At 46.5% G+C, this 25,444-nt stretch carries 21 protein-coding genes; 13 read left to right on the top strand and 8 right to left on the bottom strand.

The annotated features are described in order from the left end of the window. Window positions 1-12: 12 nt before the first annotated feature. Entirely contained in the window at window positions 13-780 is a 768-nt protein-coding gene (locus DLM76_RS16900; protein WP_429946430.1) for a hypothetical protein, read from the bottom strand. A 99-nt stretch (window positions 781-879) separates the two neighbouring features. On the opposite strand from DLM76_RS16900, the gene DLM76_RS16895 reads away from it, so the two are divergent. Further along, complete coding sequence (locus DLM76_RS16895; protein ID WP_147455803.1) at window positions 880-2,409, top strand: peptidase M30; 1,530 nt, start codon at window positions 880-882, stop codon at window positions 2,407-2,409. Window positions 2,410-2,497: 88 nt separating this feature from the next. Here DLM76_RS16895 and DLM76_RS16890 read toward each other — a convergent pair whose 3' ends face one another. The 4 genes from DLM76_RS16890 to queA form a co-directional block, all read right to left on the bottom strand. Further along, window positions 2,498-2,806, bottom strand: a complete 309-nt coding sequence (locus tag DLM76_RS16890; RefSeq protein ID WP_118957249.1) for a YbaB/EbfC family nucleoid-associated protein — start codon at window positions 2,804-2,806, stop codon at window positions 2,498-2,500. Window positions 2,807-2,965: 159 nt separating this feature from the next. Then, entirely contained in the window at window positions 2,966-4,354 is a 1,389-nt protein-coding gene (locus tag DLM76_RS16885) for a hypothetical protein (protein ID WP_118965911.1), read from the bottom strand. A gap of 285 nt (window positions 4,355-4,639) precedes the next feature. Next, window positions 4,640-6,262, bottom strand: a complete 1,623-nt coding sequence (locus DLM76_RS16880) for a S16 family serine protease (RefSeq protein WP_118957111.1) — start codon at window positions 6,260-6,262, stop codon at window positions 4,640-4,642. Between the two features lie 123 nt (window positions 6,263-6,385). Continuing rightward, complete coding sequence (gene queA, locus DLM76_RS16875) at window positions 6,386-7,444, bottom strand: tRNA preQ1(34) S-adenosylmethionine ribosyltransferase-isomerase QueA (protein ID WP_118965910.1); 1,059 nt, start codon at window positions 7,442-7,444, stop codon at window positions 6,386-6,388. Window positions 7,445-7,526: 82 nt separating this feature from the next. Here queA and DLM76_RS16870 point away from each other — a divergent pair, with 82 nt between their 5' ends. The 9 genes from DLM76_RS16870 (at window position 7,527) to DLM76_RS16830 (ending at window position 17,800) form a co-directional block, all read left to right on the top strand. Next, complete coding sequence (locus DLM76_RS16870) at window positions 7,527-8,891, top strand: glycosyltransferase family 87 protein (protein ID WP_118966084.1); 1,365 nt, start codon at window positions 7,527-7,529, stop codon at window positions 8,889-8,891. Between the two features lie 21 nt (window positions 8,892-8,912). Next, window positions 8,913-10,058 carry a glycosyltransferase family 4 protein gene (locus tag DLM76_RS16865; RefSeq protein WP_118965909.1) on the top strand — a complete coding sequence of 382 codons (1,146 nt, stop codon included), beginning with the start codon at window positions 8,913-8,915 and terminating at the stop codon, window positions 10,056-10,058. A gap of 4 nt (window positions 10,059-10,062) precedes the next feature. Next, window positions 10,063-10,665: an LIC20162 family protein gene (locus tag DLM76_RS16860; RefSeq protein WP_118965908.1), complete on the top strand. Its 603-nt coding sequence runs from the start codon at window positions 10,063-10,065 to the stop codon at window positions 10,663-10,665. A 274-nt stretch (window positions 10,666-10,939) separates the two neighbouring features. After that, window positions 10,940-12,325, top strand: a complete 1,386-nt coding sequence (locus DLM76_RS16855; protein ID WP_118957116.1) for a hypothetical protein — start codon at window positions 10,940-10,942, stop codon at window positions 12,323-12,325. Window positions 12,326-12,398: 73 nt separating this feature from the next. Continuing rightward, the gene (locus DLM76_RS16850; RefSeq protein ID WP_118965907.1) at window positions 12,399-13,814 is read left to right on the top strand and encodes an MBOAT family O-acyltransferase; all 1,416 of its coding nucleotides are present in this window, start codon (window positions 12,399-12,401) and stop codon (window positions 13,812-13,814) included. Between the two features lie 14 nt (window positions 13,815-13,828). Beyond that, the gene (locus DLM76_RS16845; RefSeq protein WP_118965906.1) at window positions 13,829-14,989 is read left to right on the top strand and encodes an SGNH/GDSL hydrolase family protein; all 1,161 of its coding nucleotides are present in this window, start codon (window positions 13,829-13,831) and stop codon (window positions 14,987-14,989) included. Then, on the top strand, window positions 14,986-16,383 hold the full coding sequence (locus tag DLM76_RS16840) for an MBOAT family O-acyltransferase (RefSeq protein ID WP_118965905.1): 1,398 nt from the start codon (window positions 14,986-14,988) through the stop codon (window positions 16,381-16,383). The genes DLM76_RS16845 and DLM76_RS16840 overlap by 4 nt, the downstream gene beginning before the upstream one ends. Before the next feature lie 8 nt (window positions 16,384-16,391). After that, window positions 16,392-17,459, top strand: a complete 1,068-nt coding sequence (locus tag DLM76_RS16835; RefSeq protein ID WP_118965904.1) for a DUF1574 domain-containing protein — start codon at window positions 16,392-16,394, stop codon at window positions 17,457-17,459. Next, window positions 17,456-17,800 carry a nucleotide pyrophosphohydrolase gene (locus DLM76_RS16830; protein ID WP_118965903.1) on the top strand — a complete coding sequence of 115 codons (345 nt, stop codon included), beginning with the start codon at window positions 17,456-17,458 and terminating at the stop codon, window positions 17,798-17,800. The genes DLM76_RS16835 and DLM76_RS16830 overlap by 4 nt, the downstream gene beginning before the upstream one ends. Here the strand turns inward: DLM76_RS16830 and DLM76_RS16825 are convergent, their stop codons facing one another. Then, window positions 17,801-18,214 carry an ExbD/TolR family protein gene (locus tag DLM76_RS16825; protein WP_118957122.1) on the bottom strand — a complete coding sequence of 138 codons (414 nt, stop codon included), beginning with the start codon at window positions 18,212-18,214 and terminating at the stop codon, window positions 17,801-17,803. Continuing rightward, window positions 18,211-18,744: a MotA/TolQ/ExbB proton channel family protein gene (locus DLM76_RS16820; protein ID WP_118957123.1), complete on the bottom strand. Its 534-nt coding sequence runs from the start codon at window positions 18,742-18,744 to the stop codon at window positions 18,211-18,213. The genes DLM76_RS16825 and DLM76_RS16820 overlap by 4 nt, the downstream gene beginning before the upstream one ends. 210 nt (window positions 18,745-18,954) lie before the next feature. On the opposite strand from DLM76_RS16820, the gene DLM76_RS16815 reads away from it, so the two are divergent. From DLM76_RS16815 to DLM76_RS16805, 3 genes are all read left to right on the top strand, one after another. Next, window positions 18,955-19,695, top strand: coding sequence for a ubiquinone/menaquinone biosynthesis methyltransferase (locus DLM76_RS16815; RefSeq protein ID WP_118965902.1), 741 nt, complete (start codon window positions 18,955-18,957; stop codon window positions 19,693-19,695). 148 nt (window positions 19,696-19,843) lie between these two features. Continuing rightward, complete coding sequence (locus tag DLM76_RS16810) at window positions 19,844-21,844, top strand: LruC domain-containing protein (RefSeq protein ID WP_118965901.1); 2,001 nt, start codon at window positions 19,844-19,846, stop codon at window positions 21,842-21,844. A 43-nt stretch (window positions 21,845-21,887) separates the two neighbouring features. Then, window positions 21,888-23,276, top strand: a complete 1,389-nt coding sequence (locus DLM76_RS16805; protein ID WP_118965900.1) for a PrsW family glutamic-type intramembrane protease — start codon at window positions 21,888-21,890, stop codon at window positions 23,274-23,276. Here the strand turns inward: DLM76_RS16805 and DLM76_RS16800 are convergent. Beyond that, on the bottom strand, window positions 23,259-25,322 hold the full coding sequence (locus DLM76_RS16800; RefSeq protein ID WP_118965899.1) for an O-antigen ligase family protein: 2,064 nt from the start codon (window positions 25,320-25,322) through the stop codon (window positions 23,259-23,261). The genes DLM76_RS16805 and DLM76_RS16800 overlap by 18 nt on opposite strands. Window positions 25,323-25,444 lie beyond the last annotated feature (122 nt).

Below are 25,444 nucleotides of genomic sequence, written 5' to 3'. Positions count from 1 at the left end.
TATTCGATATGCTTAATACGTAAGAGGTCCCGATTCTCCCGGATTCGAATACAGAAGAATGTCCCCTTTTTCGACGGGAACCCCTTCCGCGGTCACCTGCCCCGTGGTCTCGATCGTTTCAAGCGCGCGGACCGGATATCGTTTTCCGTTCTCTTTTTCCAAAACAATCGACGCGCTTTTCCTCACTCGGGAAAGTCGGAGGCCCCAGACTTCCAGAATCGTTCCGCCGCTTTCCAAAACAAGCGCGCTGATTCGAGACGGATCGGAAGACGCGGATTTTCTATAAACCCCGATCGGATTTCCCGGAATAAAATCGGGTGCGATGGAGATTCGGTTGGATTCGTTCGATTCGATTTCAAAGGAAAGGTGATCGCAGTCATACGCGCGAACCAAAGCCCAACGGTTTCCCGATTCGCGATTGGTAAATACGCGGCAGGATTCGGGAACCAATCGAAACCCCCTGCTCGTCGACTTCGTGATTCCTTCGATTCTCGTTTCTTCCCGGTTTTTACTCCGAGTCACGCTTAACTGAGTAAAGATGAATTTTCCCTTCTTTGCGGACGCATCGAGAAACAACTGTCTCACGAAATAACCTTCTTCCAATTTTTGAATCGTAGAATAGTATTCTCCGGAAAGAACGGGGAGAAAGGGTTTGGACGCGGACTCGTTTTCGAGTCTTTCATTTCCTAAGGAACAGAATTGAATCGTAAAAATAGAAATCGCGAAAAACGAAAGAATTCTCCGCGTTTTAAGGTTGAACTTAGGAAATATTTTATCCAATGTTGATTGCTCCGGATGGAAGGCGTCAGGATGCTGACAAGTTACGGGGGCAAGAGAGAATCTCAATCAAGTTTCTTTCGTCTAAGATCTTTCATGAGAATGAATTTCGGAAAAAAACTTGCGCTTACGTTCTGGATTCTTCTCTGGATCAGCTTTTCGAACGCCTGCTCGTTAGAAAGCGTTTTCCCTTCCCTCTTTCCCTCCGATAAACCGAAGCTCGGAACGCAATACGTGCAAACCTTGATCCTAACCGCGATCGGTTGTTCGGGTCCGGGCAAGTTCTGGGTGCGCGACATCACCAAAAATTCCTCCTATTGTCTGCAGGCTAATCTCGTGGGAGAAGGAAGTTCGGTCGCTGTTTACGCCGAAAACGGACAAGAACAGGTTTTGGATTACGCCAACATTGTCCGTGAATTCGATCAGAGAATTTTTCCGAAAGTGACCGCAGCGTTCGGAACTCCTTCCGATATGGATCAAAGCGGAAAGGTTCATCTTTTGTTTTTGGATATCCGAGACGGAGCAAAACCGGGCGGTTCTTTCGTGGCCGGTTTTTTTGATCCTTCCGATTTTTTTGCGGACGACGCCCGATCGAGCGTACGTTCCAACGGAAAAGAAATCTTATATATCGATTCGGTTCAGTTGAAGGAACTCGCGGAGAAGGACGTTGCGTCCGGCAAATCGGATACTCTTTTGTCCACGATCGCGCACGAGTTTCAACACTTGATCCGATTCCAATTCGAACTTCCCGACTATCAATCGCAGAAGGTACGAGACGAAACCTGGTTGAACGAAGGGACGAGCGAAGTCGCCAGCGATATCGCCGGTTATTCTCCGCAGACAAATCGGATTCAGTGTTATCGCGGAAATATTTCCGGGGTTTGCGCAAGGGGCGTGAACGGTTCCACCCTGTTCGGTTCGTCGAACTTCTCTTCGATCGTGGATTATGCGTTCGCGTACGCGTTTATGAAATATCTATACACGGTTTCCGGTTCGAACGTTCAGGAAAGAAATTCATTCTTTAAAAAGACCGTTGCGGGGCCTACCGTGCGCGCCAAAGACGCGCAAAGTCTCGCGGAGATTTTTCTGACTTCTCCGGCGGTGACCGCTCTTTCACCCGCGCAGAAAAACGATTTGGGTGTTTCCGGAGAAGCCGCCTTTGTCCGTTTGTTCGCCGCGTTTTTATGGTTGTCCACGGGAGAAACGACGATCGCCGAAGCTCAGTTGGGAGTGGACTCCGCGGGCGCGGCCAACTTCAAGTCGGGCATGGAATCGGTATTAGGCGCCCTTCCCTTTCCCGCCGCGAGCGACGGAGCCGAACTCCGCAAATTGTATGAAACGCAACCCCTTCCGTTCATCATTCCTCTGAGCAACTTGAAGCCGGGACAATTTCATTTTATCGATCAAACGCGAAGCAACACCGGAACACAACCGGCCGTGGTTCTGTTAAAGAAAACGGCTCCGAGTTTGAAGATTTTGCAGGTAAACGCCGACCCGTATCGTTTGGGTCAGGCTTCTCAATCGGTGGTGAGAACGGAAGACGAAGGCGAACCGCTTCTTTTGCCGGAAACCGGCGGCCTGGAAGCGGTGTGTCCGTTGGATTATTTTCATTCCGTGGATCGGGTTCGGTAGACCGGACGTTTCGAACTCGACCTTTGGAATATTCAATTTACGGAATGTGATTTCCGTTCGAACTGCGTAACGGAAAAAATCGATCCGGTCATTCCATTCCGGGAATCATTCCGCGGAACTCTGCCATTCTTTCTTCGGCGGCGGCTTGTGCGAGTTCAAGGGAACGGGTCACCGCTTGTTTGATGCTCTTTTGTAAAAGTTTCTTATCGTTTTTCGCGAGAAGTTCGTCTTCGATCAGAATGTCTTTGATGTTGAGTTTTCCGTCGGAGATACAAGTTACCAGGTCGTTTTTGGATTTCGCTTCGAACGAGAGGGCCATGAGATCTTTTTCGAGCTTCTTCATTCTCACGCGCATCTGATTCATCTGCTTCATTGATTCTAACTTGTTTCCGAACATTCTTTGATTCCTTTTGATTTTCTGAAGTGGCTGCGATTGTTTCGAACCGGTTGCGTCGATGGGCGATTGATTTCCGTATTGCGACGGGACGGGCGAAGCCTCGAAGACCTTTCTCAATCAAATTCTTAAACCGAAAAAAACGGGCAACCAGAAAAGAAGTTAGAAGGAAAGCTCCATTCCTAAAGAAGTGAAGTATTCCGTATAATATTGGGAGAACGCAGGAAGACGGAACGGACCGACATCCGTATAGATCACACCCTTGGAAAGGTTGTTTCGGAAGTTCATGAAAAAGATCGCGTTTTGAAAGCTCGTCTTTCCGCGGAAACTCGCGGAGAAGGATCGCAGAGGTTCGTCGACTTGAGTGTTGACTCCCGTGTTTCTCTGCGAAAGAAGATTGTAATAGTTGTTTCCGAAAAAGAGAGAATATCTTCCCGCCGGATCCAAAAGCATCGTAAATCCGAGCGTAGTCGCGTCGGATTCGGGAGTGATATAAAGGCCGTTGTTGCGCGTGGTCGGATCCGCGGAATAACTGTATCGCACGTTCAGAATGATCTTCGTAAAATCGATGAACATCGAAAAACGCGCGGCTTCCGGACTATAAAGACCCTTGTCCTTTTCCTTGTTCAAAACGGAAGTCTGAAACGAAAGACGCTGCACGGGCTGAATGTTCGCCTGCCATTCGATCACTCTTCCTCCCGCGTTTCCCATCGCCTGATTCCTCAAAACCGGATTGTTTCCGATGTTCGGATCGATGTTCATCGCCTGCGCGTTGGAAGAATGCGGAGAATACGTCAATCGGTTTGCGGTTAAGCTCGAGTTCCCGAACGAACTTCCCGACACGATCTTGGTGCTGACGTATTCGTTCGGTTTAAAAGCGAATCCCGCCATCGAATAGCCCTGATCCTTTTGATCCGCGGTATAAGGAAGGGAATTCCCCGTTTTTAAAATCGCCTCCACGCCGGGAAGAACGGTATAACTGAGTTCAAAGTTGTCTAACGTGGCTTGATGGACGCCCGTGCGGTCCGCTGGGCCGAACGGATCGGATTTTCTGCCGCGCAAAGAAGGAGACAATTCTCCGAACGGATTCAATGGACGAACGGAAGAAGTCATCTGAACTCTTCCTTGTTTGCCGCCGAAAAAGCGCGCACCCGTCCAGTTCGTGTTTTGGTCGCTAAAGAGAGAATCGGGTTGGTTCCAGCCCAGGTTGTTTCGGGAAGGAAACGGATTCCAACCGTTGCCGACTCCGGCAAAACTCGAACCTTTTGCATCGGTCAAACGTCGATCGGTTTCCCATCCTTCCAAGATCGAAGGTTTTTTCAAACCGGAGATTTTGAAGACTTGAATGTCTTTTTGTTCCTCGTGCTTTCCTTTTAAGGTAGGATGCGATTTGGAAGGATCGTTTTTTTCTTCCAGAGGAACGGATTCGATTTCCTGAAAATTTTCGGGGGTTTTGACTTGGGCGACGGAAATGAGAAGCCCGAGTCCGATCGCGGACAAACCACTTACGAGCAAGGAGGATTGAATATTGATCGCCCCGATGAGTCTCATGTTCTAATTTTAGTATCGGAAATCAGAGTCGAAGCACCAGACACAAACATAAGTCTGGTTTTAGACGAAGATTTTATGGAGAATCGTTCAAATAGCAAACTTTTCTCCGACCAAAAGACAGGTTTGAAAATTTCTCCGTGGGGAGAATGTTCCCTTGCAAAGACAGAGCTACAATGATTCAAAAAAACGAGATCTGATTTCCTTTCTTCCAATATAGAAGAAGCGAGACGCATGGAAAGAAATTTTTTCTAAGATTCTGTCTCATCGCGGGACGAGTCTTGGTTTCTATTCGTGTTCTTCCTCTTTTTTCCTGTCGATTCTTTCCTCTATTAAATGGAACAGACTTCCCTGCGGATATTTTCCGTTTTTGCCGAATTTTCCCGCCGGAATTCCAAAAACTTCCGGAATCAATTCTTCGACGTGAGAACAGGTGAAAATTTGTAATTTTCCCTTATCCATTGCTTTACGGATATGCGACGGAAGATTCAAGTCTCTCAGATTCGAGGTCGGAATATAGACCCGGTACTTATCCTTTGAATTGCCAACTATCTGAATCACTTCATACCAGGCGGCGATCTTCGTGTTTACGGAACCGACGGGGAGAATCTCTCCATACTGTGACAGCGCTCCGGTGACCGCGATATTGCAGGGAATTTCCAATCCGGAAAGTGCGGAAAGAATCGCGAGAAGTTCTGCGCAGCTCGCGGAATCTCCGTCGATGGGGGAATAGTTTTGCTCGAACAGAATCGAAGCGTCCAATCCGAAGGATTGGATGTGAGAGAACATTCCTTTAATATAAGATTGTAATATAAAGACTCCCTTATCGTGCAAGTCGCCGGAAAGATTCACTTCCCGTTCGATGTTGATAAAGTTTCCGGAACCGAGCGCGACCCGCGCGGAAACCTGATTCACTTGTCCGAAATCGGATAAGGAAGAATGAAGTAAGATCACCGAAAGACCGTTGATTCTCCCGGTCTTCTTACCTTTGAGTTGGATCGTCGTCAAACCTTCGCGCACGCTTTCCAGATATCTTCTCTTATGAACCGCGATCCTTTTTTCGATCGCTTCGATCGCGGATTCCACGTCGATTCTCGTGAGAGTTTTCTTTTCCTTTCGATACAGAACGAGAAGTTCTCCCACGAAGGTTCTGAGTTCCGCGAAGGAAAGGGAAAGTCTGGTTTTGCTGTCGTTCCAGCGAAGCGCGATTTCGAGTAACGTGTCCACCGCCGAAGAATCAAAACTCGGATAACCCGGTTTTTCCCAGGAATGAATCAGACCTCCGAACAACTGAAGATTCTTTTTCGTCTTCATCACCGCTTCGTACGGAAGATGAATCTTAAACGAAAAACTATCGTAAAAGTCGGGATCGACTCCGGAGATAAAATCCACTTCCCCCTCTTCTCCCGCGAGAATGAGCCGAAAACGCGTATTGACCGAAGGATGAAAGCGGTTCATTTCCTTGGAACCGGTCATTTCGGGCAAGGTGAGAAAGTCGATTCTCCCCGTTTGCAAGACCTCTTTTACGAGAAAGTAAAGATTGGAATCTTCCGTAAGAGCGCGCATCGGAAGAAGCAGATAACCTCCGTCCGCTTCGGCCATTTTTCCGGGACGATATTCCGTGTTTCCGGGAAATCCGGCGAGCGTCAAAAACCCCGGGTGCGGATCGCAGATCACTTTGATATTCTTTTTTAAACCGGAGATGTATTCCTGAAGCAGAGTGAGATTGGATTCGAGTCCCGGACCCGTGAGCAGAAGGTTGGAAAAGATTCCCGGATTTTCCAAAGCCTTCGGCAAAGAACTGAGCTCTTCCCTGTGAAACGCTAAAAAATCGGGGAGCCCGTTTTTCGGTTTTTGTTTTCCCGCGTGAAGTCTGATTGCCGCTTGGTTGGAAGTTATTTTTTTGATCACTAATTACGATTCTCTCTCAGGTTCCCACTACGATCAATCAATAAGTACGGCTTTTACCGATTCGTTTTGTATCTCGACGCGCTTCATTTCCAAAAAGAAATTCTCTTCTCCTGAAAACCGCGTTCATTTTGAGACGGATTTTTTTCTTCCCAGAATCAACATCGCGTCGCCGTACGAATAAAATCGAAATTTTTCTTGAATCGCTTTTTGATAGGCGTCTAAGATCAATTTTTTTCCGGCAAAGGCGGAAACGAGCAACAAAAGACTGGAGCCGGGCAAATGAAAATTCGTGATCAATCCTTCACAGCTTTGCAGGTTGTCGTCCGGTCGAATGAAAAGTTCGGTCGCTCCCGGTCCCGCGCGAAACGTTTTCGTATTCGGTTCGTATGCGGATTCGAGCGCGCGTAGGGTCGTCGTTCCGATCGAAAGAATTCTTCTTCCTTCTTGTTTGGCCGCGTTTAATAGCTCCACACTCGTTTCTTCCAGGAAGAATTCTTCCCGATGCAGTTTTTGATTTTGAAAATTCTCTTCTGTTAGCGGTTGAAACGTTCCGTATCCCACTTTGAGTTCGAGAGTGCAGAGCCGGATTTTTTTTTGCCGAAGCGTTTCGAAAAGTTCTTCCGAAAAATGCAAACCAGCGGTGGGAGCCGCAACCGAGCCGGGCGTTTTTGCAAAGAGAGTTTGATAACGGATTTCGTCCTGCGCGTCCGCATCCCTTTTGAGATACGGAGGAATCGGAATTTCTCCGATGGTCTGAAAGTCTTCTTCCGTAAGCGAGCGTTGCGGTTTTAAAAATACGAATTCCTCTTCCTTTTTTGCGACCGTGAATCCGAGTTTTTGCGTGCGGTTGTCCTTGAGTTCTTCTCCGAGTTTGAGTTTTTTAGAATTACGGATTTTGCATTTCCAGAGTTGTTCTTTTTCTTCCAAGAACATCGCTTCGTGAACCCGCAACGGCGTTTTGAGATAGACTCTTCGTTTGCTGACCTTCGTATGATTGGCGACGAGCACGTCCCCTTCTCTCAAATACGAAACGATGTTCTTAAACGAAGGTTCACTTTTGATTTCTCCCGAGTCTACGTCGAGAATCATGAGTTTGCTTTCGTCCCGATGGGCCGCCGGATAACGCGCAATCCGTTCCTCGGGCAAGTCGAACTCGAATTCTTTGAGGTCTTCAAACAACATGGTTTGCAGTGGATCTGCGAGCGGTCCGCAGGAGAATCCTTTTTTAGTTGGCTTTTCCAGTGCCGTTGAAAAGTGTTTCAGAATGCAATTGAGAGATCGAAAAACCTGGATTCTTGCGGGAACGGTTTTATTCTTCTCCCTTCTTTTTTTAAACGGAATTTCTAAATCGGGGAATCGTTCGGATTTCCGGGATTATTATAACGCATCCGTCCGTTTTACCCAAGGAAACAATTTATACAATCTCGAACAGATCGACGAGATTCTCGCGAAGCTTCAATCGGGTGAAATTAAAATCGAAGAGGCGTTCACTCCGAAGGTGTTTCTGCAACTCAAGGATATGATGGAAGGTCTGGGTTCGTACATCTATCCTCCCACGTTCGCATTCCTTCTCATTCCGATTTCTTTTTTCCCGTACGAGGTTGCAGCCGCGATTTTTATGACGCTGAACTTCGCCGCGCTTTTGGGTTCGTTGTATATTCTTTCGATTCGTTTAAACCGAAAATGGAATCTGATCTTTTTCGTCGTTTTATGTTTGTTGAATCTTCGTTTTCTGGAGAATCATCAGAACAACAATCAAGTCGGTTTTCTGTTGATCTTTCTGATTCTCGCGTCCGTACATACGAGCAGGGATTGGTTGTCGGGACTTTTACTTTCTCTTGCGATCGTGATCAAGCTGACTCCGGGCGCGTTCGTTCTTTTCTTTTTGATGCAAAGAAGATACGGGGCCGTAGTTTATACGTTTGTCTTTTCGCTCTTCTGGATCTTTCTGCCCTGCGTCTACGCCCCTTCGTTTACGATCGAGATGACTTTGACTTGGAAGCAGTTGATCTTGGACAACTATCTCAAGTCCCCTTTGTTCCGCGCTTGGAAGAACAATCAGAGTTTGAACGCGACTCTCGCGAAGTATTTTCTGAATTACGCGGACGTCCTGAATCAATCGCAGCTCGGATATCCGATCCGGGAACTCAGCGAAACCGCCGTAAAAGGAATTTATTATATTCTTTCCTTATTGATCGTGATTCCGTTTTTTGTCCGCGTTTTTGTTAAGCGAAATGCGGAATTTACCCTGGGATGTCTGTTCGTTTTTTCCGTGATCTTCAGCGGAATCTCCTGGGTACACGCGTTCGTTTTTCTTTTGGTCCCTTCCGCTCTGCTTTTGGATCGGACTTGGACGTTTGTGGAGAATGTGATTTTGCCCGCTTGGAACAAGTCTTCCGGTTCGTTCGGGAAAAAGACGGTCGACTCTATAGTCCTTCTATTCAAAAATGATAAAGTGATTTTCGCATTTTTGGCGGGTTCCATCCTGATTCTTCTGTGCAACCGCTCCGTTATCGGAGGCGGAACGGAAGAAAAGCTGATGATGGCTTCTTATCTTTTGTATTTCGCGATCTTTCAATACGTTCTTCTTTTGGCAGCGGTAAAGCCGGAAACCGCTTCCAAGAATTAAACCTAGGCCGGCCGGAAACCAATGTCGCCGATTCGAACCAACGAACTCAAATACAAACCTAGGGTCGGAGTCGACGTCCGCCCTCTCGCGTACGGAATCACGGGGAACTCGAGATATCTCGCGGAAGTGTTGCGAAGATTGATCACGAGCGAATCCCCTCTCGAATACTATCTCTATTCGAACAAACCGATTCATACGGTATTTTACGATATTCTTTCGAACGTGAATTCCCGTTTTTTTATGACCGGAAAACTTCCGGGCGTCGCTTGGCTCAACTGGACGATTCCGAAGCGGATCAAAAAGGATCGACTCGACCTTTTCTGGGGAACGTTGCAGCTTCTTCCTCTTTCTTGCGGGAACGCTTTGACTGCGGTGAACTATCACGATCTCAATTTTCGTTCCGCACCGGAAACGATGACGACCGCCAACTTTTGGCAGCATAGAATTCTTTCTCCGAAGACGTTGAACCGGGCCGATCTTGTGTTCTGTCTTTCCGAAAATACGAGACAGGACATCTTGAAGTTCCGCGCGGACTTGGATCCGAAATTGAAGGTCGTTTATCCCGGAGTGGAATCCTTTCCTTCGGTTCGAGAACCTCTGCGCGAACTTCCCGGAAATTTCTTATTTACAATCGGAACCTTGGAGCCGCGTAAGAATCTCGGAACTCTCATCGAAGCGTATCGGAAATTGAAACGGCAAAATGTTTCGTATCCCTTTCCTCTTGTGATCGCCGGACGTTTGGGTTGGAAGTCGGAAGGTCTGACGCAACTTCTCAAAGAAGGAACCTTGGAATCGGAAGGAATCTTTTTCGTGGAGAATCCCGCGGACGAAGTGTTGGCTTGGCTCTATCAAAAATGTTCCGCCTTTCTTTTTCCTTCGATCCACGAAGGTTTCGGACTTCCTTTGTTGGAAGCGTTGCGGGAAGGAAAAATTTGCGTCGCTTCGGACATCCCCGTCTTTCATGAAATTTTGGAACGAGGAACGGATCTTTTCGCGGAGCCGTTGAACGTCGATTCTTGGGTTTCCGCGCTTGCGGAATTGCAAAGAAAAAAAAACCAAAGACCGTCGGTTTGGGACGCTTCTCAGTGGACTTGGGACAAAACCGCGAAAAAGATCGAAGACGGTCTGATCGATCTTTGGAAACACAGAAAGGAACTGCATCATTAATCCTATGAAACAAACAGAAAAGAAACTCTATGGCGGATGGGAATCCTTGAACGCCGACGAGATCGCTTCGGGCGCGGCGATTCGTTTACGGATCAATCCGATCCCTCCGATCCTCGTGACTTTGATCGTCTTTGCGGTGTTATACGGTTGTTTTCTTGCGGGAGAATTGTCCGCGTTGTATCTGCAGAAGTTCACGGATTTTCTACTGATTCCCAAGGTGTTGAATCTCCCGATTCTGCAGGACAAACGATTGTATCTCGCGGTCGGTTATCTGACCTTCGGTTATATCGGTCTTGCGTTCGTAATCGATTGGGTTCGTTTTATCGGCAGAACCTGTTTTACGTTCGTTTCTCTCAAAGGCGAAACCTTGTTTCTCGAAACCAGAGGACTTTTCGGTAAGAACGTATTTCAATGGAATCTAAAACAGAACGGAATCCAGCTCGTTCATAAAACGGGTTTCTTAAGGAGACTTTTGGGTTTGGAAAGAATCCTCATCGTAACGCCCGATCTTCGGTCGGAAGGAATCGCCTCGGAAAACGGATTGCATTCTCCGTTTTTTTTTCGAGGACCGAACTCCAATCTGATCCACGGCTTGTTTCAATATTAGAATTATAGAATGTTTTCGGTTTTCTCAAGATTTCGTTTTTGTTGTTCGCATCGGTGAGAAGATGTGGTTTTGACCGTGTTCCGAGGGAAGCCTGTTTTGCTACGCGGATTTTCGCGCTGATTGCATGGTTGCGATTTCATAGCAAGCTTTTTCGAGCCGAAAGTTTGTCGGAACAACTGAAGAATCAAAGTTGACGAAAGAAAATCGGATCGCGAACCGCAAATGAAAAATCGAAAATCAAAAAAATGACGAACCAGAAACGACACAAATCCAAATGAGATCGCAGTTTCTTCAAAATAGAATCTTTTTCGGATTTCTGATCCTATTGATCTTTGCCGTCTTTTTATTCGATCTCCGTTTTCTTTCCAGGCATTACGATTGGGACGCGATCGTTTACGCGTACAATATCAATTCCGATCTTACTTGGAGAATTTTCTACAATCCGCATCATCTCGGTTTTGAAAGTACGGGATATTTGTATCTTAAACTTTGGAGAGAAATTTTCGGAAAAGATTCGGTGATGTTCGGCCTTCGTCTCCGAATTCTGGTTTCGGCTCTTTTGTTTTTGTTCTGTTTTATCTGGATGTATCGAAAACTTTATTCGGACACGTTAGGCGCGATTGTGTTGGGTTTGGCGGTCCATGTTTCGCAGGGATTTTGGTTTTATGCGCAACACAACGATACGCCGCTCATCCATTCCTGTTTGACCGCGCTGCTCTATTTGTTTTGCGTTTACTTTGCGAAAAAGGGCCATTCACCCGTTACGCTCGGTTCTCTTTTTGCGATCCAGCTTTTCGGAGTCTACTTTCATCAATCCGATATTCTCTTTTTGCCCTTGGTTCCGATCTCGATCCTATTCTCTCCAACCTGGAAGGGAAAGGAATTTCGGTTTTCTTGGAAGCTTCGGTTTATCTTCGCGTATTGCTTTCTTCTCGTGGGAATTCTCACGCTTTCGTATCTCTACGTTGGATTTATTTTATTAAACCGAAATCTCAGCGCGCCCTTGGACAGTGAACGAAACTTCGCGAACTGGCTCTTTTTGTATGCGACCAAGGACAAATGGGGAAATTCTCCCGAAGCAAAAAACTACGTGATGAATTTTTACCGCGGGATCGGAGACGCGTTTTTGAATTTCGAAGGCGTCAAAAACGGTCTTCGGATCAGGCCGCAGTCTTGGGAACAGAGAGAGTCGCTTCCTTACAATCTCAATCTTCTGTTTTGGGTTTCGATCGTTTCGTTGTTTTTTTTGAACTTGCGAAACGTATGGAAACGATTCCGTATCGAAGTCGTTTTACTTTCGTTTTGGCTGGTTCCTTCGATCGTTTTTTATACTTGGTGGGAAGGTTATTTTTTCGAGTTCTGGGTGGGGACTTCGATCGGTTTGATTTTGCTCGCCGGTTTGACTTTGAAGTCTTTGGAATGGAGAACGTTCGCATTCGGAACACGAGCGTTTTATCATTCGCTTCTTTTCGCATGGTGTTTGCTTTTGTTTCTCGTGAATTTTTCTTTTTCCACGTATCCTCGTTCCGCGAAAAAATCCGTTAGTTATATCGAAGGAATCGAATTCAAACTGGATGCGATTCTTCCCGAAAAAGTATATCCTCCCGAATCCGAAAAAATAGGGATTTTTGCCACAGATTCCAAATCTCCAAAGCCCTAAATTGAAGTTGTAAGGATATTCTAGTTTGAAAAACTGCTCTTCAGGTCTTTAAAAACAGCCTATAAGTCGAAACATGCTCTTTAACTCGCTTCACTTTTTATTTTTTTTCCCGATCGTACTCATCATCAATCATTTGCTCAAGGGTAAGATCCAAAGAATCTTTCTTTTGGGTGCGAGCTTTTATTTTTACATGTCTTGGAGAAAAGAATTCATCGTTCTTTTGCTCTATTCGATCGTCATCGACTTCTACGCTTCGTTAAAAATCGAAGCGGCCGCTCCGGGTTCCAAAAAAAGAAAACTCTGGCTCATTTTATCGCTCGTTACGAACCTCGGACTTCTCGCGTATTTCAAATACACCAACTTCTTGTTAGGCGTCGTGAACGACCTGACTCCGGTCGCCGGTTTTAAATTCGCGTATTATGATATTATTCTTCCGGTGGGAATTTCGTTTTATACGTTTCAATCGTTGAGTTATACGATCGACGTTTACCGCGGTCAGATCGAAGCGAGAAAATCCTTTTTGGATTTCGCATTGTATGTTTCCTTTTTTCCTCAATTGGTCGCGGGTCCGATCGTTCGGGCGCAAACCTTCTTTCGCGACTTGGAAGTTCCCCTTTCGGTTACGAAGGAAGACATCCAAATCGCGTTTTGTCAGATTCTGATCGGTTTTACGAGAAAGATCGTGTTTGCGGACAATCTCGCCAAGGTCGTGGATTCTACCTTTGCGAATTATGCGACTCTGAATCCGATCGAGATTTGGACCGGGGCGCTCGCGTTCGGTTGGCAGATCTATTTCGACTTTGCGGGTTATACGGACATCGCGATCGGTGTCGCCCGTTTGTTCGGTTATAAGTTCGATCCGAACTTCAACTTTCCGATGGTGGCGAGAAATATCACTGACCATTGGTCCCGTTGGCATATCTCCTTTTCTACTTGGATTCGGGATTATATCTTCATTCCTCTCGGCGGCTCTAGGGGAACGAACTTTCTGATCTACAGAAATATTTTCATCACTTGGTTCTTTGCCGGAGTTTGGCACGGGGCCGCGTATCACTTTATCGGCTGGGGACTCTGGCAAGGTATTATGATTCTTGCAAATAGAGAATACGCGAAAACGAAACTCGCCGCTTATCTCAACGAAAAAGGCGGAATCGTATACGACATCTGGGCGCGCGTCTTTACGATGTTTTGCCTATCGTTCGGATTTATCATGTTCCGCGCCGAATCGATGGAAAAAGCCATTCCGATGATGAAGTCCCTTCTCTTTATCGGCCCAGACGGTTTTGTCGGAGTCAAGGGATATGGAAACTACATGTACGGAATACTGCTTCTGGTTTGTTTTGTCGCTTCTTATCTATTCAATAAGAATAATATAGAAAAAGTCGTTCAGAGCCGTTGGAAGTTCGTTTTATTCTTTTTAGCGAACGTATTCATGCTTTTGATTTTCGGAATCACGGAAAGTCAGAGCTTCCTCTACTTTGCGTTTTAGGATTAACGTCTTTTATGAAAGAATATATCGCATTTATCAAAGATTCGAAGTTCTGGATTCCGGTTCTGATTCTCGTTTTTTTGGAAACCGGAATGCAGTTCGGCTGTTATCGACCTTTCTTAAAAAAGAATTCCTACGCGGCCAACGTTTCCAGAATCACGAATCACGTTTTGGAAAAACAGAATACGTTCGATCCGGACGTTCTCGTTGTCGGAACATCGGTCGCATATCAGGGTTTGTCTCTTCCGATCTTAAATAAGGAGCTTGCTTCTCTTGGAAAAAAGATCCAATCCATCGCGATTCCGGGAACGGAGTTGATCGTTCAGGATCTCGCCGTTCTGAAAACCCTTCCGCATTTTAAGAAAGTAAAAACCGTCGTTCACGTATTCGAGATCACGACTCCTTGGGTCGGTCAAAAAATTCTTAACTTGCATACTCTGGCGATGATCTCCGAGTTCGATCGTGCGGAAGTTTATCCGAGAATTTATAGTTTCGGTTACGACGTAAATGTGGACGACCTTGCTTATATCACTCTCAAGTCGATCGCTTACAGAAGAGATATTCAGGATCTGATTTTGAGTCCTTCCAAGAGAATCAAGGACATAGGTAAACGTTTCAAACTGGAGAATTCCGATCCTTGGGACTACGAGAATTCTTACAAAGAAAAGATCAGCATGTATCCGATCAAGGACGTGCCCGATTGCGTCGCGAAAACCGATCCCGCAAACGGTCAGCCGATCCCAGAAGGTTCGGATCGTTTTCACAAAAAGGCGATCTTTGATACTTGCGTCATCTCGAGCAATCCGTTGTCGAACGCGATCGAGGACGAAGTGACAAGACAATACTTCGATCGGCTCAAGATTCTGCACGACGAGATCCGTAGAATCGGCAGAGAAAACGGACAAGACATCCAAATTATCGGAGTCGTAGCGCCGTACAGTCAATTGATTCAGCAGTGGAGACTTCCGGAGCGCAACGAAGTGTGGAAGCGAGAACTTGCAAGAATTCATCCGGAAAACCCCGTGCCTTTACTCGATTATCAGGATCTTTTGGACGGACCGGAAAACGGGGATTACTACTACGATCTGATCCACCTGAACTCGATCGGGATGCAGAAACTTACCAATGCGTTTGCAAAAGATCTGAAAGGGATTTTGGAAAAGGATAAGAAATGATTTTTACATCCACTCTCTTTCTTCTTTTCTTTCTCTGTGTTTACGTTTTTTACTGGGCTTACGACGGAAGAAAATACAGAGAATGGGTGATCGTGATCGCTTCCTTGGTTTTTTATGCGACCTGGAGCGTTCCGTTTCTATTCCATCTATTAGCGATTCTTTATATTAACTATCTTGCAATCTCCAGTCTGTTTAAGAAAAAAAGCCTCGGAGTTTTGAGAGCCGTAATTATACTGGATTTGATCAATCTCGGAATCTTTAAATACTTCTACTTTTTTACGGATAACTTTTACGCTTGGACCGGTTGGGGATTCCTGGATCAAAAGGCCTTCGGGTTTCAGATCATTCTTCCCTTAGCGATCAGCTTTTATACGTTTCAGATCATCGCGTTCGTAGTCGACGTCTACCGCGGAAAGATCACGGAAAACTGCGGTTTTTTCCGGTTTACCTTGTTCATTCTCTTCTTCCCTCAGTTGGTCGCGGGTCCGATCATGAGACATCAGGACTTTTTTCCGATTCTGGATAAGGTAAGAATCAAACCTTCGTACATCTACGCCGGTTTGTATCTTTTGGGATTGGGGATCGCGAAGAAGATTCTGGTTGCGGATAACATCTCCTCTTTGGTGGATCCGGTGTTCCGCAATCCTTCCGAATACGACGATTATTCTTTGTTTCTCGCGGTGCAGGGATTTACTTGGCAGGTTTATTGCGACTTCAGCGGTTATACGGACATCGCGCGCGGTTGCGCGTTTCTGATGGGATTCAACATACCGGTAAACTTTCGCGCGCCTTTTTTCAGTCAGAGCATTCAAGACCTCTGGAGAAGATGGCACGTTACGCTTGCGACTTGGCTTCGGGATTATATCTACATTCCACTCGGAGGTTCTAGAACTTCGGAGCCTAGAATTTATCTCAACCTCATCACCACATTCACGTTAGGCGGTTTTTGGCACGGGGCGAGTTGGACTTATGTGATCTGGGGTTTTTGGCACGGACTTTGCCTCGTGATCGATCGATTGATGGATCGTTTTGGAATTCCGAAACTTCCCGAAAAAGGATTCCTCTGGTTTGCGATTCGAGCTTCGTTCGTATATTCGATTTTCGTAATCGGTGCGATCTTTTTCCGCTCTCAAAGTTTGGCCGATTGTTGGCATATCTTTCATCACGGTCTTGTCTGGGTTTCCGAGCCGACAAAGCAGGTTTTAAAGACGAATCTCGTCGCGCCGTTTTTAATCGGCGGTTTTCTGCTTCATACGCTGGAGTATTTCGAAAAGGCTCCTCGATTCTATTTCAAACATCAAAAAATCGTAATTTCCGTTTTTCTAATTTTGTTGGTTTTGCTTCTTTCCAATTACGCCGGAAAGGGTCAGGATTTTATCTACTTTCAATTCTAAGGGGAATCATGAACGACCGAAAACAAACCGACTTGATTCCTTTATTCCGCAAAAAGCTCCTCTGGGTGCCTCTTGCATTTTTTATTTTCGCGTTTTCCTTGGATCGACTTTTATCTTCCGAGTGGATTCGTCCGTACACGGAAGCAGGCGCCGAATATTACTTTTATGAAATGAAAGACCGCGTCCTTGCCGCATTGGTAAAGGAAAAATCAAACGCCGCATCGGATCAAAAAACGATGATCTTTTTCGGAACGTCTCACATGGGAGAATTCTCCCTGGATACGATCCGAAAAAAAAGAAAGGATCTGATCGTTTACAATTTCTCCGCGCCGTCGGCTCCGTTTTCGTATCACAACTACAATCTCGAAAAGATTCTTTCCGCGGGGATTAAACCCGATTACGCGATTTTGGAATTTTATCCCGATTCGATGACGGACTTCTGCAATCGTTATCCGCTGCGTTATTCATACGATCTTCCGTATTTTTTAAGACACGCGGACGAGTTCTCCACAAACGATTGGGATACGTTTTTGCGATCGAGGGTTTTTAGAACGACTGTCTTCCCTCCCCGTTTTAAGGAAGCGATGCAAAGAATCAAAGACCCGGGTTCCAAAGAGATGATGCTTGCGATTCGAAACGTACTCATGACGGAATCGGATAAGTTTAATGGAGGAATTCCGAACGTCCTTCTTGCGAACACCCCTCCCGAAAAGCTCGAAGAGGAATCCGCGAAATATTACAACGACATCTATCGTTATATCAAGATTTCTCCGGTTCAGAAAAACTTTCTCTTTCAGTTCTTGAGGACCGCGGAAAAGAACGGAATCAAGGTCGTGTTGTGGTCCCCTCTTTTGTACACCGGACTCGAGACCAGAGTGAAGTCCGCGGAATTTTACCCCGCTTGGGAAGCGATCCGCAAAGAAGTATTAGAATTTAAGAATGTATTCCCTCTGGATATGAACGACTTCCGCGCGCAGGTTACTTGTCAGAAATACATCGATCCGCATCATTTGAGCGGGGGTTGTTATCCGGAGCCGACGGAGATTTTGGTAGATCGATTGGATGCACAAAGATGAGCGAGCCTGATCTTTCCCTGAATCAGGCGCAAGCCGTTGTGGACGAATGGATCAAAAACTTCGGCGTTCGTTATTTTTCGGAACTCACCAACCTCGCGATTCTAATGGAAGAAGTGGGAGAATTTTCCAGGCTCGTGGCAAGAACGTACGGAGATCAATCCTTTAAAAAAGGGGAAGATCCGAACGGTATCTCGAAAGAGATGGGCGACATCCTTTTCGTTTTGATCTGTCTCGCCAATCAGATGGGCATTTCCCTCGAAGACGCATTGCGCGCCACTTTGAAAAAGAACACCGAACGGGACAAGGATCGTCATAAGGAAAACCCCAAACTTCAGTCCTGATCAGTCCTTTTTAACGGCTAAATGCAATTCTTTTAAATTAGAATTCTTTAAACTGTTCAAAACGAACACGAACTTCCCGTAGCCGACCGTTTCGTCTCCGTAGATCCAGACGACTTCGTTTTGAAACTCGCCTTTGGAAACGACGCGCTTCCATTCCTCTTCTCCGAACGTTGCGGTTCCGTATTGGAGTTTTCCGTCCTTTAACAAGAATACTTCTTTTTTGGTTCCGTCCGCTCCCGACTTCGTTTCCGCCTTCGGAAGAGCGACCGGCAAAGAATGAACTTCCTTTTGAAAACTCATCGCGACCATCGCAAAAATCAAAAGAATAAAAACCACGTCCAGCATGCTCGTCATATCGAGCGGAGAATCGTCTCCTTCCAGAAGACTTCTTCGTTTTGCGTTCGGTTTTTTCATTCGGTCGCTCGGATTGGATTCGATACGCCGTTGTCCACGGCGGATTTGAGTTCGATCTCCGTTTTATGAAGAATGGTTTTGAGATATTGAAACCCTAATACGGAAGGGATCGCGACACAAAGTCCTTCGATCGTAGTGTTGAGTGCGAGCCGGATTCCTTCGGAAAAAATTTCAAGGCTGACGGTTCCCGCGTTTTTCATCTCTTCGAACGCGACCGAAATTCCGATCACGGTTCCGAGCAGTCCGAGCATGGTCGCGATCCCCGCTAGGTTGCGGATCCAGGCGATCATCGATTCGGGAACGAAAAATTCCCGCGTAAAAAATTCATCGGGATCTTCAAGGATCAATTTTAAGTCCGCGTTTTGGCGGTCGTTGTTTCCGTCGTGATCGTTGCCTTGCAGACGGAATAAAAGTTTTCGTTTGAGAACGGGAAGAAAGGTTCTGACTCGGATAAAAAGTCCGAGATTGATAAAGCTTACGATCAGGATGAGAATCGATACCCATCCTCCTTTTGCAAACAACGCCTCCACGAATAGAACCCCCGAAGATAGGAGCAGAATATCCTTTCACGTCCGTTTGTCATTCTAATCTTGAGTCGCGCTTGCAACTTAAATGCGCTCGGATCGTTCGTAAAAACAAAGTCATCGCAAAATAGGATCCAACGTTTCTTTCGATTATTCGGAAGGAAGAAAAACTGTTCTTGCCAGACAGTCCCATTTTGAGATCGTTTCAATAGCCCTATGTCCGAATTTCAAATGCCTCAAGTCGATTGCAAGGCCGGTTTTGTTCGGGAGAATTTCAACAAGATCGCCGAAAAATACGATCGCTTCAACGACTGGAACAGCTTTCTTCTTCATCGAGTTTGGAAGAATCGTCTGGTGAACGAGGTCGAAAAAAATCTTCCCGCTCATCTTCGCGTTATGGATCTCTGCTGCGGAACCGGGGATATCAGCGTTCGATTGGAGAATTCTCCCTCGATCGATCATGTGACTTGCGTGGATTTTTCGGAGAACATGCTCGAAATCGCAAAGACCCGTTTGCAAAAACAAGGCGAACAAGGTCGCGTTCGTTTCGAAGTCGGCGACGCGACGCAGCTCAAGAATTTCAAGAACGCTCAGTTCGACGCGGTTTCGATCGGATTCGGTTTGCGTAACGTGGACAATCTCCCCAAAGCGATCGGTGAAATTCTCCGTGTATTAAAACCGGGCGGTTTGTTCCTCAACTTGGATGTGGGAAAGGTAAAAAATCCTCTGATCCGCTGGGCGGCCGACTTCTACTTCTTCCGAATCGTTCCGATCATGGGTTATATTCTTTGGGGAGGAAAAAACGAGATGTTCGATTATCTTCCGGTTTCTTCCCTTTCTTATCCCGATCAGGAAACTCTCAAATCCATTCTGGAAAAAGCCGGGTTTCAGGAAGTGCGTTACCGCAATTTCGTATTCGGGAACGCGGTCCTTCATATCGCGCGCAAGCCATATTAAAAAGACATAAATTAACAAAAAATGACTTTTCCGATCGGAAAAGTCATTGGTGATACCGAAAAAATCTTCTATAATTCCTACCCCAATAGTATTTAATATGTAGTACTCTTCGTCTTTTATTCTAACTAAAAAAAGGGATATAGGGATCATGAAGAAGATTCTATTCATACTGCTTGCGGTAAGCATTGCGATCGGTTGCAACGGCAAGAAAAAAGGCGCGCTTTGGCCGCTCTTAGCCTTGCTCAATCAAGATACCAGTAGTTCTACTCCGGCAAACGGACAATCGGGAGTCACCACCGAAACTGCGTCCGCTTCCAACGGTGGGACGGTCGTCATCGTGGATAATACCACGGGAAATAACACGGTAGTTTATCCTACCAACACAACGAGCACTCCTTCTTCCGCTTCGTCGGGGAACAGTTCCGACAGCGGTTCTTCCGGATCAAATTCCGGTTCTTCTTCCAATGCAAACGCGGGAAGCGGCTCCGGCAATAGCGGTTCCGGTTCCAGCAGCGGAGATTCATCCGTTTCTTCCGGAAGCGGTTCTAACTCGGGGAGTTCTTCTTCGACGGGAGATTCCGGTTCTTCCGCATCGGGTGGTTCTTCCTCTGGAACAGGCTCATCCTCCGGCGATGGCGGCGCGGTAAGCGGTGGAGGTTCCAGCTCCGGTGGAAATTCCGACTCGGGTTCGGGCTCTTCTTCTAATTCCGGTTCCGGAGACAACGTTGCATCCGGCGGATCTTCTTCTAACGGCGGAAGTTCTTCTTCCAATTCCGGAAGCGGCTCCAACAATTCTTCTCAACCGGGAACCGATCCGAATGCGGGCAGTGGTTCTTCTTCCGGCGGTTCCTCCGCTCCGGACGTAACCGGTGTGATCACAGTGAACGATCAAGTAGGAACTCCTCCGTTTAACTACAACACGGTTCAAACCATTCCTTTGAATCTGATCGTAACCGATAAACAATCCAAGCCCGTATCGGGCGCGACGGTAATCGTTTCCGACAACATGGGGAATATCCTGTTCCAAGGAATTTCCGACAGCGCCGGAAAAGTTTCCGGAACGATCACGGTGGAAACTTCCGTAGGTCAGATCACTCTCGAGATCACCGCAAACGGAGAATCTATCTCCAACATCATCAATCTCATCAACGTCATCGGAATCAATCGCGAGATCAAATACGAAGTTCTTCTTCCGGTCGTGACCGCACCGCCTGCCGATACGGACAAGGACGGAATTCCCGATTCCTTGGACGCGTATCCTCAAGATCCGACTCGCGCTTCTATGATCCGCACACCGGCGGAAGGAGTCAGCACCGTTGCGTTTGAAGACTTGTATCCAAGCGCGGGAGACGCAGACTTAAACGACTACGTGATCCAGATGCATAACGAAGTCGACTTGAATGCGGCGGGCGACGTGATTCGACTCAGAGGAACGTATCAACACGTTGCAAGAGGCGCCGGATACAAACACACTTTCTTTATCAAACTCGTGGTAGGCACGGGCGCAAAATTTACGAGAAAAGTTGTGCGGGAAGACGGAAAAGAAATCACGGCTTCCAACACGAAAACCGTATCCGCTGCGGACTTGACGGCCGGACTTCAGATTCACGAAGAATCGAATAAGACCACTTCCAATCCGAACGTAAATCCGGGAGGCGTTTTTAAACCGGGTCATATCGCTACGATTGAAATCGAATTCGATTCTCCCGTGAAAAAAACCAAACTCGGAAACTATCCGTACGATATCTTCATCAAGGTAGCGAACACCGGAAAGGATATTCACTTCCCGGGATTGTATAAGAACGCGGATGGAACGGATAAGTATTTGGATTCCAACCGCTTCCCTTGGGCGATCCTCGTTCCCGGAGTTTGGAAGTATCCGTACGAAGGTTTTGACATCCGCAAGGAATCCCAATCCGGTTACAAGGAATTCAATCTTTGGGTGGCTTCCAACGGAACCTCTTATAAAGAATGGTATAAACATATCACGAACGAAGCGAAGGTATTCCCGGTTCCGGACGATTCCGGTCTGATGGGATTTCTTTTACTCTCCGTGAAAAAGAACGCGATTTTGGTCGCGGTTCTTCTGATGGCTGCGGGCGCCACGGCTGCGTATCTTTTGAAAAGAAGGACGCTTTCCCAAGCCTGATCGATCAAATGAGAGGGGGCATATTCCGATATTAAAAGGGAATATGTTCCTTTTCTTAGGATTCGAAGAATTCTTCCTCGCCCTTGTAAAATTCGGCACGGCGGTTTCCGCCGCCGGATTTTATTGGTTTTTCTACCGCAATACCTACTATCATCCGAACCGAGTCAGTTTCGATTTATCCGCGATCTTTTCCGGAGTTCTAACGGTCGGACTTGCGATTTTCCCCGAGTTGTTCATTCAAACTCATCTGGATGAGAATTCCTATTTCGACCGGGCCTTTCAAGGATCTTCCTTACTGGAAGAAGTTCCGAAGCTCATCGTGATCCTTTGGTATTTCAAGGGATTGAAATCTTTGTATAACGCTTCGGACGGGATTTATTTCGGACTTACGTTAGGCGCTTCTTTCGGACTTGTGGAGAATCTTCTCTATGCCCCGATCCTAGAGTTTTGGCCTTTGTTCTTGCGCGCGGTCACTTCTCTTCCGATCCATACGTTTACCGGTGGAATATACGGATATGCGGTGATGCAATACTATCATTCCCGCCCTTCTTCGTTTAATTTTCTGATTTTGTTTTATGCGTTCGCCGGATGTTTTCTGCTCCACGGAACGTTCAATTATATTCTTCTCATAGACGGAAACTATGTGACCTTGTTGCCGTTCATTCTCGCGGCCGGATTTTTGATTTTGGAATATCTACTTACGGTTTCCCAGAACATGATTCCGATCGAAGTGCTTCAATCCATCGGGTTGTTTCGGGACGATTATACGGTGGTTTCCAAATTTACCCGATACGATTCCTGGATGCGTTCGAGTCAGAATCAGATTTCGAAAACCGCGCCGATTCCGTTGTTCCGAAATCTTTCCCGCGGGAAAATCGCGGTTTCGGTTTTTTTGATCGTAGTGCCGACCGTATTGTATTCGATTTATCGAATGTTTCCGGAACGAATTCCCGTATTGCTCGGAGGAATTCGGACTTCGGAATTCATCGGTTTGTTTTTGATTTATCCGATTTGGCTTTGTGTGTTGACGTTGTTCCGAGGAATTCTCAATCCCAAATTCTTCCGGGAAAGAGTATTACGGATTCCTTTGTTTATCGCCGTATCCATCGTTCAGGAAGAACGGGAATATCATTCTTTGGCGTATTCTCTTTCGGGAAAGGGATTTTATTCTCCGATCGAAAAGACCTTGAAAATCGGAGACCGAGTTTACGTGACGTTCTACGTCGCAGGAAAAGAATTTCCTAATATTCTTGCGATTCCGGTTTGGTTGAACGTGCGCGAAGACGATCCCGAGTTCGAACCCGGAGCCGTCTTTATCTTCGTAAAACCGCCTTGGAAATTATTGATCTGGAGATTTTCGGTTCGAGCCAAACAACAACTGCAAAACCTGATTCATCAGATCGCGCATCCGGGATCAGCGCACTCGGTTTAAGCCGTCAAAGTCTTCCGCAAAAACCCCGAACTCTTCCACGCCGGTTCCGAAAAAGGAACCGGAAAGAACTTCCGCTCTCAAATACTTAGCTCGATCCGGAACCGCGAGTCCGACCGCGCTTGCGCTCGAAAACAACGGAAGGGTTTTGGATTGAATCTCGATCCAATCCGGTCCGAGAAACGCCCAACGAACGTAAACCTTGTCCTCTTTGGAAAGTTTTTTGTCCGCGGGAACGAAGGCGCGCAAGTTGATCGGCGCTCGGCTCGCCAAAACCCAGGTGGCTCCGGAAGAAAATTCGTGATAACGAATTCCGTTTTGAACGAGATTGGCCCGCTTTGCCATCAACTGATACGATTTCAATTCCGCATAACGGAACTCGGGACCGCGCAGATTCGGAGCAATTCCGACTAACGCGTAAAAAAGCACGAAGGTTCCGGCGAGAAGCGAGAAAAGGTTAAATCCTCCCCCGATCGCTTTGTGCAATTGTCTCGCCGGTTGATTGGAGGAAGTGATGATCCACAGAACGAAAAATGCGGCGACTCCTCCCGTTCCGGTCCAGGGCATAAATAGGAAGACGATCGGCAAAAGAAGAAGAACGATTTTCCAGTGATTGCGGAGCGCGATTTCCAAACCGACCCAAGCGAAGAATACGACGGTGAACAGAATTCCTCCGTCGTGGAACAAAAAGACGAAAGAGTTCAATGCGAGTTCTCGGATTCCTCCCGCAGGAACCGGGTTTGTGGATCGGGAATCGATCCAGTTCAACGCGAAACTTCCCGCTCCGTTTCCGATCCAGACGGATTGTTTGGCCCAGTTCCAAGCGGATCTGGTTTGGATCCAACCTTCTCCCCAATAGAGTTCTAAAAACCGAGTCATACTTCCCGCCGGTCCGCGATAACCCTTGATCCAAGCCTGATGAAATTCCTGCCAGGGTTCGTAGGCCCACGGAAAGGAACCCATCCAAACGATCAACACGACGAACGCTATAAAAACGATCACACAAACGGGAACGTAAGACCATTTCCACCAGCGGTTACGGATTTTCGGAAAGTATGAAATCGAATACGAGTATATGCAAAGAATGGAAAGTAGAATCCACGAACCCGCGCTGAAATGGGTTCCTAAAATCACGTACGGGAGAATCAAACCCAGACTCAAAACGATCTTTGTGGGAATTCTCCAGCCTTTGGAATGAAGATAATGGAAGAAATACGCGATCAAGAGAGGAAACAACCAGCCCAAGGAACCGGTATCGACCAGAAAACCCGCGACCGCATGCGCGCCGTTCCACACCGGAGTAAACGGAATCACGGAATGTTTGGTCAAACCCTGAATTAAGAATAGTAGAATATTCAAAAATACTCCCGCAAAAAGACCCTGTCTCCAATACTTAACGGGAGAATCGCTTTCGTGAGAGGACGCTTCTTCCGCTAAAAAGTAGAGGATCGCGAGCATCCAGGAACCGATAAAATCCAAGCTGAGTCCGAACGCGTATCTCGAACTGATTCCGGGAAGATAAACCGTATCCAGAATTCCGAAACCCTTGAACGGAGGAGCGTTGAAATAAACGAAAAAGCGCTCGAGCAAAAGCAAACCCAAAAAAAGAAGAATTCCCGTTTTCGGATTCTGATAAAACGGCAGAGCGGATTTATAAGGACGGTTGATGTAAAAAAAACGGAAGATGGGGTCTTCTTCGTTTACCGTTTGGGAGTGAAACGTGGAAATATATTGTCTTAGAAAAATTCCGAAGATCGCACCGGCAAACAACCCGCTCAAAGAACTCCAAACCACCGTCGAATCGTAGAGGATTCCGGGCAATACGAGTGCTCCGGCCATCGTGAACATTCTTCCCGGTTTGCGATGATAGAGATTGGGAATGAATCCGAACAGAAATTGGATCATTCCGATCGCTGCGATTCCCTCTCCTTCCGTAGCTCTTACAAAAAGAAAGCTGCGGAACAAAAGATAAGAGGCAAAGGCACAAAGAATGAGTCCGAAAAACGTGGGAGTTCGAAGGGGTCTGAGCTTATTGAATAATCCGGGCACGAATAAAGAGGATTTTGTAAAAAGATTCAGATTTCAATCGAAAAACGCGTTTGAACACGTCTTTCGAACCGTTGAACTTCTTCTTATAAGAAGGTGGATAATTCCTTAAGGAAGATAAAATG

This window comes from Leptospira yasudae (assembly GCF_003545925.1).
GTDB classification, from domain to species: domain Bacteria; phylum Spirochaetota; class Leptospiria; order Leptospirales; family Leptospiraceae; genus Leptospira; species Leptospira yasudae.
The sequence above is the reverse complement of the archived record's forward strand: the minus strand, read 5'-3'. Positions and strand labels throughout refer to the sequence as shown.

Bases quoted from the DNA above. Each gene is read 5' to 3' on its own strand.
- DLM76_RS16865 (WP_118965909.1), top strand. From the start codon at position 8,913: ATGTCGCCGATTCGAACCAACGAACTCAAATACAAACCTAGGGTCGGA.
- DLM76_RS16830 (WP_118965903.1), top strand. From the start codon at position 17,456: ATGAGCGAGCCTGATCTTTCCCTGAATCAGGCGCAAGCCGTTGTGGAC.
- DLM76_RS16845 (WP_118965906.1), top strand. From the start codon at position 13,829: ATGAAAGAATATATCGCATTTATCAAAGATTCGAAGTTCTGGATTCCG.
- DLM76_RS16885 (WP_118965911.1), bottom strand. From the start codon at position 4,354: ATGAGACTCATCGGGGCGATCAATATTCAATCCTCCTTGCTCGTAAGT.
- DLM76_RS16805 (WP_118965900.1), top strand. From the start codon at position 21,888: ATGTTCCTTTTCTTAGGATTCGAAGAATTCTTCCTCGCCCTTGTAAAA.
- DLM76_RS16870 (WP_118966084.1), top strand. From the start codon at position 7,527: ATGCAATTGAGAGATCGAAAAACCTGGATTCTTGCGGGAACGGTTTTA.
- DLM76_RS16810 (WP_118965901.1), top strand. From the start codon at position 19,844: ATGAAGAAGATTCTATTCATACTGCTTGCGGTAAGCATTGCGATCGGT.
- DLM76_RS16835 (WP_118965904.1), top strand. From the start codon at position 16,392: ATGAACGACCGAAAACAAACCGACTTGATTCCTTTATTCCGCAAAAAG.
- queA (WP_118965910.1), bottom strand. From the start codon at position 7,444: ATGTTGTTTGAAGACCTCAAAGAATTCGAGTTCGACTTGCCCGAGGAA.
- DLM76_RS16815 (WP_118965902.1), top strand. From the start codon at position 18,955: ATGTCCGAATTTCAAATGCCTCAAGTCGATTGCAAGGCCGGTTTTGTT.
- DLM76_RS16860 (WP_118965908.1), top strand. From the start codon at position 10,063: ATGAAACAAACAGAAAAGAAACTCTATGGCGGATGGGAATCCTTGAAC.
- DLM76_RS16890 (WP_118957249.1), bottom strand. From the start codon at position 2,806: ATGTTCGGAAACAAGTTAGAATCAATGAAGCAGATGAATCAGATGCGC.
- DLM76_RS16825 (WP_118957122.1), bottom strand. From the start codon at position 18,214: ATGAAAAAACCGAACGCAAAACGAAGAAGTCTTCTGGAAGGAGACGAT.
- DLM76_RS16840 (WP_118965905.1), top strand. From the start codon at position 14,986: ATGATTTTTACATCCACTCTCTTTCTTCTTTTCTTTCTCTGTGTTTAC.
- DLM76_RS16895 (WP_147455803.1), top strand. From the start codon at position 880: ATGAATTTCGGAAAAAAACTTGCGCTTACGTTCTGGATTCTTCTCTGG.
- DLM76_RS16855 (WP_118957116.1), top strand. From the start codon at position 10,940: ATGAGATCGCAGTTTCTTCAAAATAGAATCTTTTTCGGATTTCTGATC.
- DLM76_RS16850 (WP_118965907.1), top strand. From the start codon at position 12,399: ATGCTCTTTAACTCGCTTCACTTTTTATTTTTTTTCCCGATCGTACTC.